Below are 15,916 nucleotides of genomic sequence, written 5' to 3'. Positions count from 1 at the left end.
GAACACCCTCCGTATCCGAATGGAACCCAGACGTATGCACCCGCATCCTCGTCGCTGGCTGATTCTCATCGTGCTCTGCCTGAGCACGCTGGTCCTGGTCATCGACAACATGGCGCTCACCGTCGCCGTGCCCGCCCTGGCCGCCGACCTCGGCGCCGACTCTCAGGACGTCCAGTGGATCCTGGAGTCCTACATGCTGGCCTTCGCCGGCCTGCTGCTCACGGCCGGATCCCTCTCCGACCGGTACGGCAGACGCAAGATCATGGTCATCGGCCTGGTGATCTTCGGCGCGGCGTCCCTGGCCGCCACCTTCGCCGGTGATCCCGGCCAGTTGATCGCCGCCCGCGTGGCGATGGGCCTCGGCGGCTCCCTCGTCATGCCCTCCACGCTGTCGATCCTCATCGTCGTCTTCCCCGAAGAGACCGAACGCCGCAAGGCCATGGCCGCCGGCGCCGCCTTCGCGCTGCTCGGCCTGATCGGCGGCCCGGTCGCGGGCGGCGTCCTGACCACCGCGCTCGGCTGGGAGTCGGTCTTCTGGATCAACCTCCCGATCGCCGCCCTGGCCGTCATCGCCGCCCTGACCCTCATGCCCGAGTCCAAGGGCCCCGCGACCAGGGCCGACCCTCTCGGGGCCGTCCTGTCGGTGATCGGCATGTCGGCGCTGGTGTGGACGATCAACGAGCTCGCGCACGGCGTCGCCTGGATTCCGCTCGTCGTCACCGTGCTCGCCCTCGGCGCCTTCGTCGCCTGGGAGCTGCGCACGGCGCACCCGATGGTGCCCCTGGCACTGTTCCGCGACCGGGACTTCGCCGGTGGCAGCCTGTTGCTGACCCTGGTCCAGGTCGGCAACGGCGGACTGCTGCTGGTGCTCACCCAGTACCTGCAGTTCGTCCTCGGCTACACCCCCACCCAGGCCGGACTGGCGTTCATCCCCATGTTCGTCGCCTCGATCGTCTTCAACGGGCTCGGCGCCGCGCTGGGCGGCCGGATCGGCAACCGCGCCACCGCCGTCGCGGGCATGCTGGTGATGGCCGCCGGGTTCGCCCTGCTGGGCTTCGCCTCCACCGACGGTTTCGCCGTCCTCGCCGTCGCACAGGTCGTGCTGGGCGCAGGCAGCGGCCTGGCCGCCCCCTCGGCCGTCGCCGCGCTGATGGGCGCGATCCCCACCGACCGGGCCGGGGTCGGGTCGGCGCTGAACGACACCATCCAGCAGGCCGGGGCGGCGCTCGGCGTGGCCGCCCTCGGCGCCCTGGCCACCGGCAGTTACACCGCGGCCATGCCCGCCGACGCCTCGCAGGAGGCCCGCCGCTCGGTCGCCGCCGCCGTGGCCGACCCGTCTCTGGCCGACGCCGCCCGGCAGGCCTACGACTCCGCCATGACCACGGCGTTCGCGGGCGCCACGGCGGGCGTGCTCGCCGCGGCCGTGGTCGCGCTGTTCCTGCTGCGCGGCCGTGGACCCGCCGCGCCTACGGCCGCGCAGGCTCAGCAGCCTGCCCCGGTCGCGCCCGTTCACTGACCGGGCGCGCCGCACCGCCGACCTCGCCGGAGACCTGGCCGACGCGGTCGCCCCAGGGCCGGCGACGGCCCCCGGCCACTTTCCTCACCTACCGAACCGACGACACAAGGAGCTGTCCGCCCATGAGTACCGCATCCACTCGTTCACCGCGCACGTGGTTCATCACCGGAGCCGGTCGCGGCCTGGGCCGCGCCTACGCCGTGGCCGCGCTGGAACGCGGCGACCGGGTCGTCGCCGTCTCCCGGAGCGTGGTGCGCGAGGACTTCGACGCCGTCCACGGCGACCGGGTGATGCCGCTGGCCGCCGACGTGACCGACCGGGACGCTGTCTTCGCGGCGGTGGCCGCCGCGGCCGAACGTTTCGGCCGGCTCGACATCGTGGTCAACAACGCCGGGAGCATGTACTCCGGCATGATCGAGGAGTTCACGGAGGCCGAGGCCCGCGCGCAGATGGAGGTCAACTTCTTCGGCGCGTTGTGGGTCAGCCAGGCGGCTCTCGGGGCGCTGCGCACGCAGCGATCCGGGCACATCGTGCAGATCTCCAGCATCGGCGGCCTGGGCGGCTTCCCGAGCACGGGGCTGTACAGCGCGAGCAAGTTCGCGCTGGAGGGCATGAGCGAAGCGCTGGCGCAGGAGGCCGCGACGTTCGGGGTGAAGGTCACCATCGTCCAGCCGGGCGGCTACTGGACGAATCTGTACACCAGCATGACGGCGACCACTCCGGCCGAGCCGTACGGACCCTTGCGCGAGGAACTGGCGCGGCAGTGGGCGGAGGGCTCGATCGACAGCGATCCCCGGCTGGCCGCCGAGGCGATGCTCGCGCTGGTCGACAGCCCCGAGCCGCCGCAGCGGCTGCTGCTCGGCAGCATGGTCTACGACCTGGCCTTCGACCTCTCGCGCCGCCGGATGGCGGACTGGTCGGGCTGGGAGCGGGTCAGCAGGGCCGCCGAGCGGGCCGTCCCCGCCCCCGCCGACCACTCCTGACCACCCTGAGAGGAATTCCCATGAAGATCACCATCACGACCGTGTCGCTCACCGTCGACGACGTGGCCGCCTCCAGCGCCTTCTTCCGTGCCCACCTGGGCTACCAGGAGGCCATGGCGACCCCCGATTTCGCGTCCCTCACCAGACAGGACGGTGCCGCGGCGGACATCGTGCTGCTGCGCCGCGGCACCGACGTCCTGCCGGAGGCCCAGCGCCACCAGCGGGCGAGCGGGCTCATCGTGGCCTTCACCGTCGACGGCATCGACGCCGAGGACGCCCGGCTGCGCGCGGAGAACGCCCCCATCACCATGCCGTTGCGCACCGAACCATGGGGTGAGCGGCTGATGCAGCTCACCGACCCCAACGGCGTCGTCGTTCAGCTCGTCGAGTGGGACCATGCGGCCACCGGCACGTCAGCCACCGACGTCTCCGCCGGGTGACGGTCTCGGGTGCCTTCGCCGACGGCCGCTATTGGCTCCGGCGGGCGGCGTAGCGGCGGGACTTGGTGCGGTTGCCGCACAGGCGCATCGAGCACCAGCGGCGGCTGTGGTTCTTGGAGGAGTCCCAGAAGGCGCCGCGGCAGGTGTGCTCGGCGCACCGCTTGAGCCGGTGGATCTGGCCGGTGAGGACGAGGGTGACCCAGGCGATAGCCAGGTGGGCCATCGCGGTCTCCACCGCCCCCCGGCCGGGAACGGGGACGAGCGGTTGTCCCAGGCCGGCCAGGAGGGGGATCTCGGCGAGGATCGCCTCGGCCGGTGCCACGTGGTCGGGTGAGACGGGGTGGCCGGGGTCGAGGGCCTCCCGGAATCCGGCACGCAGGTCGAGGAAGGCGCGATGCTGCTCGGCCGTGAGCCGGAGCGCGTCGTCGGCGATCTGGCGGGCGGCGAGCCAGCCGGCGAGCTCGGCCGGGGTGGCGACGTCGTCCTGTCCGTTCTCGAGGTCGACGGTGTTGAGGAACGCCTCGATCAGGCGGGCGGCGGGCGAGGGCTCGATCACGTCGCGCCCCCTTCCGTCAGCTTGCCGACCAACCAGCGAAAGCACTTTACCAGTTATCGACCCAGGTGGCGCAACGGGTTTCTCTACCTGCATACTGACCGGCAAACGCGTTTAGGAGGTTAGCGATGACGAGTGTGCTGGAACCGGGAACCACCGCCGGTGCCGACGGCCGGCCGGTGCCGGTCGATCGCAGCGGCCGCAACACCGTCGTGCTGGTCGCCTTCACCGCGATCACCAACCTGGCCGACGGCGTGACCAAGGTCGTGCTGCCGCTGATGGCGACCCGGCTGACCGATTCCCCCGCCCAGGTGGCCGGCGTCGGCCTCACCCTCACGCTGCCCTGGCTCCTGATCGCCCTGCACGTCGGCGTCCTGGTCGACCGTTTCGACCGGCGCATGCTCCTGTGGCTGGCCGACGGCGCCCGCATGCTGGTCGTCGCCGGACTGATCGCCCTGGCCGTCGGCGACGACATCACCCTGCCCGCCCTCTACCTCGCCGGACTCACGCTCGGCGGCGCCGAAGTGGTCGCGCTGACCTCCGCCGCCACCCTCGTGCCCGCCGCCGTCGCCCCGGCCCGGCACGAGCGGGCCAACGCCTGGCTCGCAGGGGCCGAAACCGTCTGCAACGAGTTCTGCGGCCCCTTCGTCGGCGGCCTGCTCATCGCCGCAGGCGCCAGTGTGGCGCTCGGCTGGACCGGCGTGGGCTACCTGCTCGGCACGCTGATCCTGGTGCTGCTCGCCGGCCGCTTCAAGCCGCAGGCCGCGAGCGTGTCCGGCACCGTCAACCAGCGCATCGCCGAAGGGCTGCGCTGCCTGTGGCAGCAGCCGCTGCTCCGCCTGATGGCGCTCGCCCTGACCGTGCTCAGCGCCTGCTGGGGCGCCTGGCTGGCCCTCATCCCCCTGGTCGCGACCCAGCTGATGAAGCTGGAGCCCGCCCAGTACGGCCTGCTGCTCAGCGCGCTCGGCGCCGGCGGCCTGGTCGGCGCGATCACCGTCACCACCGTCAACCGCCTGCTCGGACGCCGCTGGTCGATGCTCGCCGACCTGATCGGCACCGCCGCCATGGTCGCCGCGCCCGTGTTCACCACCAACCTGTGGATCGTGGCCGCGGCCGCCTTCCTCGGCGGCATGGGCGGCATCCTGTGGACCGTCAACGCCCGCACCATCAGCCAGCGCCTCGTCCACCCCGGCATGCTGGGCCGCTACAACGCCGCCGCCCGCCTGTTCAGCTGGGGCGCCATGCCCTTGGGGGCGGGGCTGGTCGGGCTTCTCGCCCAGTGGCTCGGCATGCAGGCCGCCTTCACCCTTTTCGCCGTCGCGGCCCTGGCCGTCATCGTGCCGTTCCTGAAGACCGCCACCCCCGCCGCGCTCGCGGCCGCCGACGCAGCCGCACCCGCCGCGTGGTTCCGGCTGGGAGCGGCGGAAGGCGGCGCGCGAAACGGCAGGCCCGGCTCGCGCCGGGCGATCACCTGCCGGTCGGGACGGGTCCTCGTGCCAGAGCCTGACGGACCTGAAGGGTGAGGTCGTCGGCCAGGATTTCGGCCTGGCCGGTGGCGAGTCCGTCGAGTGCCTGGGTGGCGACGTCGGCGGGGTCGGCCTTCTGGACGCCGTCCAGCCCGGCGGTCATGTCGGTGTCCATGAAGCCGACATGGAGTGCCGAGACGCTGATCCTCCTGGGCTGGAGTTCCTCGCGGGCCGCGTCCGTCAGTGCCCACGCGGCCGCCTTCGCTGCCGCGTAGGCCCCGGCTCGCGCCGGGTGCAACCACGAGATCACCGACAGGATGTTCAGGATCGCACCCCCGCCGTTGGCCTCGATGACCGGGGCGAACGCTCTGGTGACGGCGAGGGGGCCGTAGAAGTTCGTCTCCAGTTCGCGGCGCACCGCGTCGAGGTCGCCGCCGATGAGAGGCGTGCCGGTGGAGATCCCGGCGTTGTTGATCAGGAGGTTCGCGTCGGTGGCGATCCGCGCGGCGGCCTGGATCGACGCGTGGTCGGTGACGTCGAGGAGCAGCGGGGTGACTCCTGGCAGGTCCAGGTCGTCGGGACGGCGGACGGCCGCGTAGACCGATGCGCCGCGGTCCAGCAGTTGTGCGGCCAGGTGGCGTCCCAGACCCCGGTTCGCGCCGGTGACCACCGCGACCGCGCCGTTCAGATTCATGCCTGTCTCCTTGATGCGGGTTAGTTAGATTATGAAGGTAATCTATCTGCCGCAGCATAGGATAGATGACGACTGACATCCGACAGAGGGGGCGCAGATGGGGCGCGGATCACAGGCGCAGGCGCGGCAGAACCGCCGGCGGGTCGTCGACACGGCGTCCCGGCTCTTCCGTGAGCAGGGCACCGAGGTCAGCGTCGCGGACCTGATGAAGGCCGCGGGGCTGACCCACGGCGGCTTCTACAAGCAGTTCGCCTCCAAGGAAGCCCTCATCGGCGAGGCGACCGCGCGCGCCTTCGACGAGCACGCCGACGTTCGGGCCACCGCGCTCGAACGGCACGCGGGAGATCGCGAAGCCGCCCAGGCGGCGTACATGGACGCCTACCTCTCCTCCACGCACCGCGACAACGCCGCCGACGGCTGCCCCGCCGCCGGGCTCGCCGTCGACATCGCCCGCGGTCACGCGGACGCCGAGGCCCGCCGTGTGTTCATTGAGCAGATCGACGACACCGCGGCCTGGCTCGCCACCGCCGACCAGGACGGCCTCGTACGGCTGTGCACCATGGTCGGCGCCCTCGTCCTGGCCCGCGCCACCGCAGGCGACCCGCTGTCGGAGGACATCCTCGCCGCCGCACGCACGGCACTGACCGGCGACCGGACCACTCCCTAAAGGGACATCGCACGCGATTCGCGCGTTTCGCGGATCAACTACAGTGCACAGCCGGAACAACGATGAGCGTGGAAAGCTCATCTTCAGTAGGAGCAGGCAGGGCAGGCGTGGAACTACGTGACATCGAGATCTTCCTGACCCTGGCCGAGGAACTGCACTTCGGCCGCACCGCGGCCCGGCTGCACGTGTCACCCGCCCGCATCAGCCAGGCGATCCAGAAGCAGGAGCGGCAGGTCGGCGCGCTGTTGTTCGAGCGCAACAGCCGCACCGTACGGCTGTCGCCGGTCGGGCAGCAACTCCGCGACGACCTGCGCCCCTACTACGCCGGGCTGCAGGACAGCATGGAACGCGCCCGGCTCGCCGCCCAGGGCTTCACCGGCACGCTGCGCGTCGGGATGCTGCCCGCCAACGCCCACGACCTGCGCCCCTACTGGGACGCCTTCCGCGAACGGCACCCGCGGTGGAAGCTACGCCTGCAGAACAGCCGCTTCAGCGACGCCTTCGCCACCCTGCGGCGCGGGGACATCGACGTCCTGATCGCCTGGTTGCCCATCGACGAACCCGATCTCACCGTCGGACCGGTCCTGTTCGCCGAACCGCGCGTCCTCGCCGTCTCCGCCGGCCACGAGCTCACCCGCCGCACGTCGGTCTCCCTGGAGATCGCCGCGGACTTCCAGCACCCGCGCTCCGACACCCGGCCCGGCTACTGGTACGACGCCGCCATCCCGCGCGAGACCGGCCGCGGCCGCACGATCGAACGCGGACCCCTGGTCCACGACACCGAAGACGCGATCACGCTCGCCGGCATGGCCGAGATCGTCGTGCTCTTCCCCGCCCACATGACCCGCTACTGGATCCGCCCGGACATCACCTACCTGCCGGTCACCGACATGGAACCGCTGCCGTACGCCCTGGTCTGGCGCAGCGACACGGAGAACGAACTCGTCCGGGCCCTCGCCGGGATCGCCCGCGACCTCGGCCCTCTCCCACCCCAGGACTGACCTGCCGAGTCCGCCCGTTCTCCTCGGCGATGAGGTCCCATGCCCGCCTGCCGCAGGGCAGGTCACGCGCCCGCCGTCCGGCCGGACCCGCCCGAGCAGGGCGGTGACGACGCCGTCCGCTCCGGCAGGCGGCCTTCGGCCAGGTCGGCGAAGGGCAGCGGACAATCGGGACAGGTGCAGTGGGTCAGGCTGTCGCAACCCGCCGAGACCACCTCGGCCAGCGCGGCGCGGATGGTGGTCAGATCGGCGATCCTCGCCTCCACCTCGGCGATCTTCGCCTGGGCGCGGGCCCGCAGATCCGGGGTGGGATGGCCGCGCCGCCCCGTGTCGAGCAGCTCGGCCACCTCCTCCAGCGTGAACCCGAGCCGCTGCGCCGCCTTGATCACCGTCAGCAGCGTGACCGTCTCCGGCGGATAGGCCCGGTGGCCGCCGGGGCTGCGCGTCGGCTCGGCGATCAAGCCGCGCCGCTCGTAGTAACGCAAGGTCTGCAGGTTGACCCCGGCACGTTCGGCCACCTGCCCGCTGCGCAGGTACGGCCTGTCCAGCCCCTGCGTGTCCTGCCTCATGTCGTCCGCCCGGCTTCGGCGACCGCGCGGGTCTGCAGGGCGTCCAGCACGTCGACGTGCTCGGGCGGCACCCTCACCTCCAGCGACAGGCGGCCGTCGGCGATGGTCAGGGTGAAGGTGAAGAAGGAGCAGCAGCCGTTCTCCCGGGCCGTCAGCTCGGCGGCCCGTGCGGCGTGCTCCGGGCTGAGGACGAGGTCCAGGCGCAGCCGGGTGCGCTCCGGCCGCGCCACGCCCCGCACCGCGTCGGCGAACAAGGCGTCGAACTCGGCCACGCGCAGCGGCTGCTCGGCCGTGGGCAGGGTGCAGGCGGCAGGAGCCCATCCCCGGCCGAAGGCGATGTCCTGTGTCATGCCTCGACGGTAAACCTGTACCTGGGTACCGGATGCAAGCCTCTGTGGTGGATGCAGAGCGGATACACGGTCGCGCGGTCGTTGACACGGGGTCGCGACGGTGCTGGAACCTCCGCCCTCCAGGGTGGGCGACGTACGCCTGACGGCGTGCCCCGCGCGCCTGGAGGTGTGCGGGCAGGACCGTCGAAAGATGCGACCATGTTCAGCACCCGTGTATTCCCAGGTATTCGTCCGGCGCGCGTGGCGGTCGTGTGCCTGATCGGCCTGGCGAGCTTCGGAGCCGTCGGCGCGGCCGACGCTCACACCGACGAAGCGCCTCTGACGTGGCGTGAATGCGCCAAGACGGCCAAGGACTGGCCCGTCGAGCACGACACCAGGACCGAATGCTCCATGCTGACGGTTCCCCTGGACTACGCGAACCCGCAGGGCCGCAAGATAAAGATCGCCGTGAGCCGGGTCAAGGCCGCCGACCCGAACAGGCGCCGTGGTGTGCTGGTCATCAGTCCCGGCGGTCCCGGCATCAGCAACATCGACGCGCCGGCGACGTACGCCACCAGCAAGCTCGGCCCGCTGGCCGTCGACCATGACCTGATCGGGTTCGATCCCAGGGGCGTGGGCTACAGCGAGAAGATCAAGTGCGACGCGGAGGACGAGAGGGGCGGTCAGGAGTCGCCGTCCACCACGTCGCCCAAGGAGGAGGCGAGGGCTGGATTCGCCGAGACAGCCGCGTACAACAAGCGGTGCGCCGCCAAGGATCCCGCCTTCGTCCAGCAGCTGACCACCACGAACATAGCGCGCGACGTGGATTCGATCCGCGCGGCCCTCGGCGAATCGAAGATCAACTTCTACGGAGTGTCCTACGGCACCGCGGTGGGCGTCAACTACCGGTCGCTGTTCGACGACCGGGTGAACGCGATGTGGGTCGATTCGGTGATGCCGCCCGTCATCGACCTCGCCGCCATGGACGCCACGATGGACGCGCTCTACGAGAAGCGCTTCGACGCGTTCGTTCCATGGCTGGCGCGGCACGACGGCGAGTATCACTTCGGGACGACCGACGCCAAGGTCCGCGAGACCATATTCGCGTTGCGTGACGAGCTCCGCCGTGAACCACGTGAGGTGGACGAGAACACGGTGCTCGACGGCGAGTGGGTCAGGACGATGCTCGGCGGAGGGCCGAGCGGCTGGATCTCCTCCGCCAGGGATCTCGCCACCGTCCGCGAAGGCGGCGTCCCGCTGTCGGCGCGTCCCGCCCCGGAGTCCGCGAAGGTGTTCGGCTTCGACGAGAACCCTCTGGGCCTGAACCTGATCCAGTACCAGGCGATCTTCTGCAACGAGGGCGTCGGCGGCCGCGACTTCGAGCAGATGTGGGCCGCCGCGCAGGCCCGGAGAGCCGCCTTCCCCGCGACCGGCGGCTATTTCGAGCGCAGCGGCTGGTGCGGGGAATGGCCGTGGCCCGCGCGCCCGTGGAAGCCGGTCAGGGGAACCAGCCCCCTGCAACTGTCCGGCCACATCGGCGAAGACGTCACGCCGTACGCCTGGACGGTGGACACGTGGAAAGCCGTCGGCGGCACGTTGCTGACGGTCCAGGACGACGCGCACGCCTCGCTGCGCCGGCTGCCCTGCGCCGCGAAGGTGATCGATTTCTTCCGCACCGGCCGTACCACCGCGGGCACCTGCCCCGGTACGCGCTGACCGCGGCCCCTCCCATGAACGGACATGAGATGCGTGTGTTTCGGCGAATCGGCGCGGTACTGGGTGCCGCCATCCTCGGCCTCAACCTGCTGGCCTTCCCGGCGCGGGCGGCGACCGTGGACCTGGCGGGCACCGTCAACGTGGACGGTTGCTCGGGATCCCTGGTGCGGATGCCGGTCAGCGCGGCCGACGACCGGGCCTTCGTCCTGACCAACGGGCACTGCTACGAGGGCACGTGGCCGGTGCCGGACGAGGTCCTGGTGGACCAGCCGTCCCACCGCGTGGTCGACCTGCTCGACGGCGCCGGTGAGCCGGTGGCCACCCTGCACGTTTCCAGAGCGGTCTACGTGACGTTGACCGGCACCGACATCGCGTTGTACCAGCTCGACATGACCTACCGGCAGCTGGAGCGGGCCTACCGGATCCGGCCGCTCACGGTGTCGACGGAGCGTCCCACGCCGGGCACGGACATCCGGGTGGTCTCCGGAAGCATGAAGAAGATCTTCTCGTGCGAGGTCGACGCGCTGGTCTACCGGGTGCTGGAGGTGGGCAACGTGACCAAGGACGTCATCCGTTACACGCCGCGGTGCGACACGGACCACGGCACCTCCGGATCCCCGATCCTCGACGCCAGGAGCGGCAAGGTCATCGGCATCAACAACACCAGCAACCACGGCGGCGGCCGGTGCACGCTGGACAACCCGTGCGAGATGAACCGCGACGGCGCCATCAGCGTGCGCAAGGGCATCGCCTACGGAACCCAGACGTACTGGCTGGCCACCTGCGTCAGGGCGGGGAACAAGCTCGACCTGGAGCGCCCCGGCTGCCTGCTGCCCAGGCCGGATGCGCGGGCCTCCGCGCGGTGACGCCGCTGTGCACCCTGTTCGATCCGGCCGGCGCGGGAAGACCTCGCCGACGAGGAACGGTCCTTGATCGAGTCCCGCCTACCGCTGGGTGAGCGGGGTCCGATCCCGGGCGGGGGACGATCCAGGGCGGGGGGCGAGCACCGCTCGGGACGATGCGCTGACATTTCCCATTTCGGAAATATCCAGATGTAATGCGGCACGTTGCTCGCTACCGTATGGATCAGCTTCGCGAGACCCGGGCAGGCGCGGGTCGAATGGACATCGGTTATCTTTCTCCAAAAAAGAACCCTCCGGTGCCCGCCACACACATCCGCGCCTTTCCGAGCCGCGCGAGCTGGTCAGGTCTGGTGCTGGCACGGGTCGAATCTCGTCGGTCATCGCCCTATAAGCCGGCGGCTGCGGGTTCGAATCCCGTCACGGACTTCGGTTCGTGTAGCTCAATGGCAGAGCACCGTAACAGCCGGTGGGTCACCCATATCCGTGCCGGTTCCAGACCTGATCGCACGTCAGCCTTGCCGGCGGTACGGGTCGAATCCTGATCGGTTATCGATTCCCATTCGAGTTGACCGGGTTCGAGCCCCGGCGGTCCGCACTCGCGGCCCGTGGTGTAACTGGCAGCACGCTGAAGGCCGGTCGGAAACCCCACATCCGTACCGCCGGCAAGGCTGACGCGCAAAGGCAGGGGAGCGGGTCGGAAGAGCGTCTGTCATAAAGGCCGGTGGACATCACCACATCCGCGCCCCTTCGTCATATCCGCCCTCGGGCGGGTCGAACGGAAGGAGCCAACGATGGCACGTGACCCTCTCGCGAGCGTCTCGGCGATCGCGACCCAGCAGACGCACCCGATCCCTGGCCGTACCGACCAGGTCAAGAACGCTGCCGGCGGCTACGTGTTCGCCAAGGACGTGTGGCGCAAGCTGGAGGACTTCCTCATTCTCGGCACCACTGGCGGCACCTACTACGTGGATGAGAACAAGCTGACCGCCGAGAACGCCGGCGTGCTGTTCCAGGCCATCGCCGCGGACGGTCCGCGCGTCGTCACGCTGCTCACCGACATCTCGACGGCCCGGCCGCCGCGGGCGCCGAAGCAGCGTCCAGCCCTGTTCGCTCTCGCCGCCTGCTACGCCAAGGGCGACGCCGACACCCGCCAAGCGGCCAAGCGGGCGCTGGCGAAGGTCGCCCGGACCACCGACCACCTGGCCCAGTTCTTCGGCTACTACAAGAACCTCGGAGGCAAGGCGACCGGCCGGGGCACCGCGCCCACGGTGGGCCGGAGCCTGCGCACGGCGCTCGGCTCCTGGTTCCTCGCGGGTGAGGCCGACGCGGTCGCGTTCAAGGCGTGCAAGGCAGCCCAGCGCAAGACGCCGCAGGGCGAGGCGTTCGCGCTGCGGGACGTGCTGCGGATCGCCCACCCGGTCGCCGACTCCGACCAGCGCAGGACGCTGTTCGGCTGGATCGCCGGCAACATCTCCGATGACGAGGCGCGCGACGAGCTGCCCGCCGTCGACCGGTTCCTCACCGCGAAGGCCGTCACCACCGCCGAGGACGCGGTCCGGGTGGTCACCGAGGCGAAGGTGCCGTGGGAGTTCCTGCCGGACTCGGTGCTGAAGGAGCCGTCGGTGTGGGAGGCGCTGATCGAGACGGTCGGCCTGACCGCGCTCATCCGTAACCTGGCCCGCATGACCCGGCTCGGCACCCTCGAACCGATGGCGGACGCCACGTCGCGGGCGGTGCTGCGGCTCACCGACCAGGAGGCCATCCTGCGCGCCCGCATCCACCCGATGGACGCCTGGCTCGCGATGCGCGTCTACGCCTCCGGGCAGGCGCAGCCCAACCCGCGCGCCGACCCGCACACCTGGCACCCCGTCCCGGCCATCCTCGACGCGCTGGAGGAGACGTACGAGCTGTCGTTCGGCACGGTCGAGCCGTCCGGGAAGCGGCTGCTCGTCGCCGTCGACTCGTCCGGGTCGATGAGCTGGGGCGGCGGCGTCCGGGTGGGCGGTTCCCCGATCGGCTCCCCGTACGAGGTGGGCAACGCGATGGCGGTCATGCTGTCGCGTATCGAGAAGGGCAACCTCCACGTCATCGACGTCGACACGTCCGTGCACGCCTCGAAGGTGACCCCGCGCACGAACCTGCGCGAGATCGCCTCCTGGCAGCCGTCGGGCGGCGGCACGGACCTGTCACTGCCGTTCACGTGGGCGCGTGACCAGCGCATGGAGGTGGACGGCATCATCGTCTTCACCGACAACGAGACCTGGGCGGGACGCTCCCACCCGGCGCAGGCCCTCGACGCCTACCGCCGCACCGTCAACGCCAACGCTCGCGTGGTCATCGCCGCGATGACCGCAGCGGGATATTCGATCGGCGATCCTGACGACGAAGGCGTCCTGAACGTGGTCGGCCTGGACGCGTCGCTCCCGCTCATCGTCAACGGATTCATTCGCGCCTGAAAGGGCGTTGACGCGTCACTCCCGGTTCCCGGAGACGTATGCCCCGGCCAGGAAGAGATTCCCGGCCGGGGTCATTACCACGTACGACCCCGAAGAGGTGTACGTCACGACGAGCGAGCACGCTCGCCGCCGGGCTGCTTATGAGGACTTACCAATCTGAATGCCGTCCTCGGTTGGGCTGTGCCCGCCCGGAACCGCCATTTAAGATCACCGCCAACAAAACCTCGCCTCCAAATCGAAGACGCCGGAACACCCGGAGCGTGCGCACGACGAATAGAGCCGAGCGCCTCTGCTTGCAGCGCCCTTCTCGATTGTCTGCTGGGCATCCTCGCGCTCTTGCAAGGGTGAACTCCCGGCTTGGCTCGCTGGAGATGCACGCGGCTGTTTCCTGGAAGGATCTCCGGTGGACAGACACGTGTGTTCTTCTGAATGGGGGGTGCGCCGGTGGATCGCAGGCAGCCGAAACCGACGAGTCGAGAGCAGGGCCACCTCGTCAAGGAGCACCTCGCCGAACGCTGCTCCGTCCGCCGGGCGACGGCGTACCGCGTGCTGGAACGCTTCCTGGACGTACACACGGAGGTGCGATGAGCTTCCCGCTCTGGCCGGAGCCCTTGCGGCCGGGTGATCCGCACCGGGCGGGGGCCTATCGGCTGGAGGGGCGGCTGGGGGGTGGCGGGATGGGGCAGGTGTTCCTGGGGCGCTCTCCCGGCGGCCGACCGGTCGCGGTCAAGCTGGTGCGGCCCGACCTGGCCGACGATCCCGGGTTCCGGCGCCGGTTCGCCCTGGAGGCCGAGGCCGCCCGCCGGGTCGGCGGGTTCTACACCGCCCAGCTGGTCGACGCCGACCCCGATGCCGACCCGCCGTGGCTGGTCACCTCCTACATTCCCGGCCCGTCCCTGCACCAGGCCGTCGAAGCGCACGGACCGATGCCCACGGAGGCGATCACCGTGTTGGGAGCGGGACTGGCCGAGGGGCTCGGCGCTATCCACGCCTGCGGCCTGGTGCACCGCGACCTCAAGCCGTCCAACGTGATCCTCGCCGCCGACGGCCCCCGCGTCATCGACTTCGGCATCACCCGCGCACTGGACGCCACCTCCCACACCCTCTCCCGCGCGGTGGTCGGCACCCCGTCGTTCATGTCCCCGGAACAGGCACGAGGCCGCGAGATCGGTCCTCCCAGCGATGTGTTCTCCCTCGGACTCGTCCTGGCGTTCGCCGCCACCGGTCACAGCCCGTTCGGCACGGGACGGGCCGAGGCGATCGTCTACCGCGTGGCCCACGACGAACCCGACCTGGCCGGCCTGCCCGCCCACCTGGCGGAGCTGGTGAAGCGCTGCCTGGCCAAGGACCCCGGCGACCGCCCCGGCGTGGCCGACATTCTCAAGGAGCTCACCGGCCCCGCCCGGACGACCACCCAATGGCTTCCGCCACCGTTCGCGACGATGGTCGACGAACGCCAACTGCAGACCCCGCCGGCCCTGGCACCTTTCCCCTCTTCCGATCCCGGCCCCCACAAGGGCAGGACCCGAGACGACGCCGACCACGGCCGAGCCCTGGGCACTCCCGGCGGCACGGAGCGGTATTCGCATGAGCCGGGTCACCGGGCATCCAGCGGCTCCGACCTGCCCACCGACAGGCGCCGCCTGCCCCGGCGCCGGTTCCTGCTCGGCGGTGTGGCTGCGCTTGGTGCCGCGGCCGTCCCGATCGGCTGGAACTTCTGGTCCCACCGCAACCGGCTGACCGACAGGGATCTGTACACGGTGGCGTTCAGCCCCGACGGGCGCACCGTCGCGGGAGGCAACATCCACGGCGACGGCTGGCTGTGGGCCGCCGACTCGCACGAGGTGATCGCCGACTTCTCCGCCGAGAACTCCGTCAACGGCGCCATGGCCTTCACCCCGGATGGCTCCGCACTGGTGACAGCCGGGATGAAGGAGCCGTTGAGCTTCCGCGGCCCCTCCACCGGGAAGGTGACACACTCGCTCTCCTCGCCGGTCGGGGGCGCCCACACGATGGCGTTCAGCGCGGACGGCGCCCAATTGGTCGTCGCGGGAAACATCCCGGTAGGCAACCCGGAAGCCTCTGAGATCTGTGTCGTGTGGGATGTCGCAGCCAAGGAGCCGAAGCGCAAGCTGCCGTTCGCGACGAGGGACAGTTCCGCGGTGAACTCGGCTGCGTTCATCGACGACGGCCACTCGATCCTGCTGGCAGGGGAGGACCTCACCGCAGCCGACGGGACGGACGGCTTCTGGCGCTGGAACCTCGACAGCGGCGACCTGGAGGCGATCGGCCCCGACGGGTACGGCTCGGCGGTCGCCGTGAGCCCGAACGGGAAGCAGTACGCGCTGGGCGGCGCCCACGGCTGCTCCCTGACATCCGGTCAGGGAACCGGGCTGCGCCCCATCAGCAGCGCGGACGTCGACGCCCTCGCCTTCAGCCCGGACGGTGCCACCCTGGCAGTGGCCGACAAGGACGGCATCCGGTTATGGGACACGGCGACCGGTCGGGCGAAGGCGACCGTGACCGACCGCAGGGCCGCCGCACTGGCGTTCCATCCCGATGGAACCTTCCTGGTCTCAGGAGGCTGGTTCGTGGATGCCGGAGGCTGCTGGCTGTGGCCGGTCGAAAACGCGTGACCAGGCCGAGGGCGGAGCTCCGGTCGCCCT

15 protein-coding genes are annotated in these 15,916 nt (G+C 70.6%); 11 read left to right on the top strand and 4 right to left on the bottom strand.

Annotation, left to right across the window (positions count from 1 at the left end):
* Positions 1 to 19: 19 nt before the first annotated feature.
* The 3 genes from ACNF49_RS39150 (at position 20) to ACNF49_RS39140 (ending at position 2,939) form a co-directional block, all read left to right on the top strand.
* Entirely contained in the window at positions 20 to 1,516 is a 1,497-nt protein-coding gene (locus ACNF49_RS39150; RefSeq protein ID WP_482940824.1) for an MFS transporter, read from the top strand.
* Between the two features lie 122 nt (positions 1,517 to 1,638).
* Positions 1,639 to 2,499, top strand: coding sequence for an SDR family NAD(P)-dependent oxidoreductase (locus ACNF49_RS39145; RefSeq protein WP_482940823.1), 861 nt, complete (start codon positions 1,639 to 1,641; stop codon positions 2,497 to 2,499).
* 20 nt (positions 2,500 to 2,519) lie between these two features.
* Positions 2,520 to 2,939, top strand: coding sequence for a VOC family protein (locus ACNF49_RS39140; RefSeq protein WP_482940822.1), 420 nt, complete (start codon positions 2,520 to 2,522; stop codon positions 2,937 to 2,939).
* A gap of 28 nt (positions 2,940 to 2,967) precedes the next feature.
* Here ACNF49_RS39140 and ACNF49_RS39135 read toward each other — a convergent pair whose 3' ends face one another.
* On the bottom strand, positions 2,968 to 3,495 hold the full coding sequence (locus ACNF49_RS39135) for a CGNR zinc finger domain-containing protein (RefSeq protein ID WP_482940821.1): 528 nt from the start codon (positions 3,493 to 3,495) through the stop codon (positions 2,968 to 2,970).
* 125 nt (positions 3,496 to 3,620) lie between these two features.
* Between ACNF49_RS39135 and ACNF49_RS39130 the strand changes: the two genes are divergently transcribed.
* A complete protein-coding gene (locus ACNF49_RS39130; RefSeq protein WP_482940820.1) occupies positions 3,621 to 5,015 on the top strand; it encodes an MFS transporter in 1,395 nt (464 codons plus the stop codon).
* On the opposite strand, the gene ACNF49_RS39125 is transcribed toward ACNF49_RS39130, so the two are convergent.
* Positions 4,960 to 5,652, bottom strand: coding sequence for an SDR family oxidoreductase (locus ACNF49_RS39125; protein WP_482940819.1), 693 nt, complete (start codon positions 5,650 to 5,652; stop codon positions 4,960 to 4,962). The genes ACNF49_RS39130 and ACNF49_RS39125 overlap by 56 nt on opposite strands.
* A gap of 97 nt (positions 5,653 to 5,749) precedes the next feature.
* Here ACNF49_RS39125 and ACNF49_RS39120 point away from each other — a divergent pair, with 97 nt between their 5' ends.
* Entirely contained in the window at positions 5,750 to 6,319 is a 570-nt protein-coding gene (locus ACNF49_RS39120; protein WP_482940818.1) for a TetR/AcrR family transcriptional regulator, read from the top strand.
* Between the two features lie 107 nt (positions 6,320 to 6,426).
* Entirely contained in the window at positions 6,427 to 7,320 is an 894-nt protein-coding gene (locus ACNF49_RS39115) for a LysR family transcriptional regulator (RefSeq protein ID WP_357971309.1), read from the top strand.
* Positions 7,321 to 7,382: 62 nt separating this feature from the next.
* Here the strand turns inward: ACNF49_RS39115 and ACNF49_RS39110 are convergent, their stop codons facing one another.
* Positions 7,383 to 7,886 carry a MerR family transcriptional regulator gene (locus ACNF49_RS39110; RefSeq protein ID WP_482940817.1) on the bottom strand — a complete coding sequence of 168 codons (504 nt, stop codon included), beginning with the start codon at positions 7,884 to 7,886 and terminating at the stop codon, positions 7,383 to 7,385.
* A complete protein-coding gene (locus ACNF49_RS39105; RefSeq protein ID WP_482940816.1) occupies positions 7,883 to 8,236 on the bottom strand; it encodes a hypothetical protein in 354 nt (117 codons plus the stop codon). The genes ACNF49_RS39110 and ACNF49_RS39105 overlap by 4 nt, the downstream gene beginning before the upstream one ends.
* A 198-nt stretch (positions 8,237 to 8,434) precedes the next feature.
* On the opposite strand from ACNF49_RS39105, the gene ACNF49_RS39100 reads away from it, so the two are divergent.
* From ACNF49_RS39100 to ACNF49_RS39080, 5 genes are all read left to right on the top strand, one after another.
* Positions 8,435 to 9,931, top strand: a complete 1,497-nt coding sequence (locus ACNF49_RS39100) for an alpha/beta fold hydrolase (RefSeq protein ID WP_482940815.1) — start codon at positions 8,435 to 8,437, stop codon at positions 9,929 to 9,931.
* 29 nt (positions 9,932 to 9,960) lie between these two features.
* Positions 9,961 to 10,797 carry a S1 family peptidase gene (locus ACNF49_RS39095; protein ID WP_482940814.1) on the top strand — a complete coding sequence of 279 codons (837 nt, stop codon included), beginning with the start codon at positions 9,961 to 9,963 and terminating at the stop codon, positions 10,795 to 10,797.
* Positions 10,798 to 11,585: 788 nt separating this feature from the next.
* Complete coding sequence (locus ACNF49_RS39090) at positions 11,586 to 13,250, top strand: TROVE domain-containing protein (protein WP_482940813.1); 1,665 nt, start codon at positions 11,586 to 11,588, stop codon at positions 13,248 to 13,250.
* A 444-nt stretch (positions 13,251 to 13,694) separates the two neighbouring features.
* Positions 13,695 to 13,838 (top strand): hypothetical protein, encoded by a 144-nt coding sequence (locus ACNF49_RS39085; RefSeq protein ID WP_498703298.1) that lies wholly within the window; start codon positions 13,695 to 13,697, stop codon positions 13,836 to 13,838.
* A complete protein-coding gene (locus ACNF49_RS39080; RefSeq protein ID WP_482940812.1) occupies positions 13,835 to 15,886 on the top strand; it encodes a WD40 repeat domain-containing serine/threonine protein kinase in 2,052 nt (683 codons plus the stop codon). Before ACNF49_RS39085 ends, ACNF49_RS39080 begins: the two co-directional genes overlap by 4 nt.
* Positions 15,887 to 15,916 lie beyond the last annotated feature (30 nt).

Source organism: Actinomadura sp. ATCC 39365 (assembly GCF_054392275.1).
This window is presented reverse-complemented; position numbering and strand designations above follow the sequence as displayed.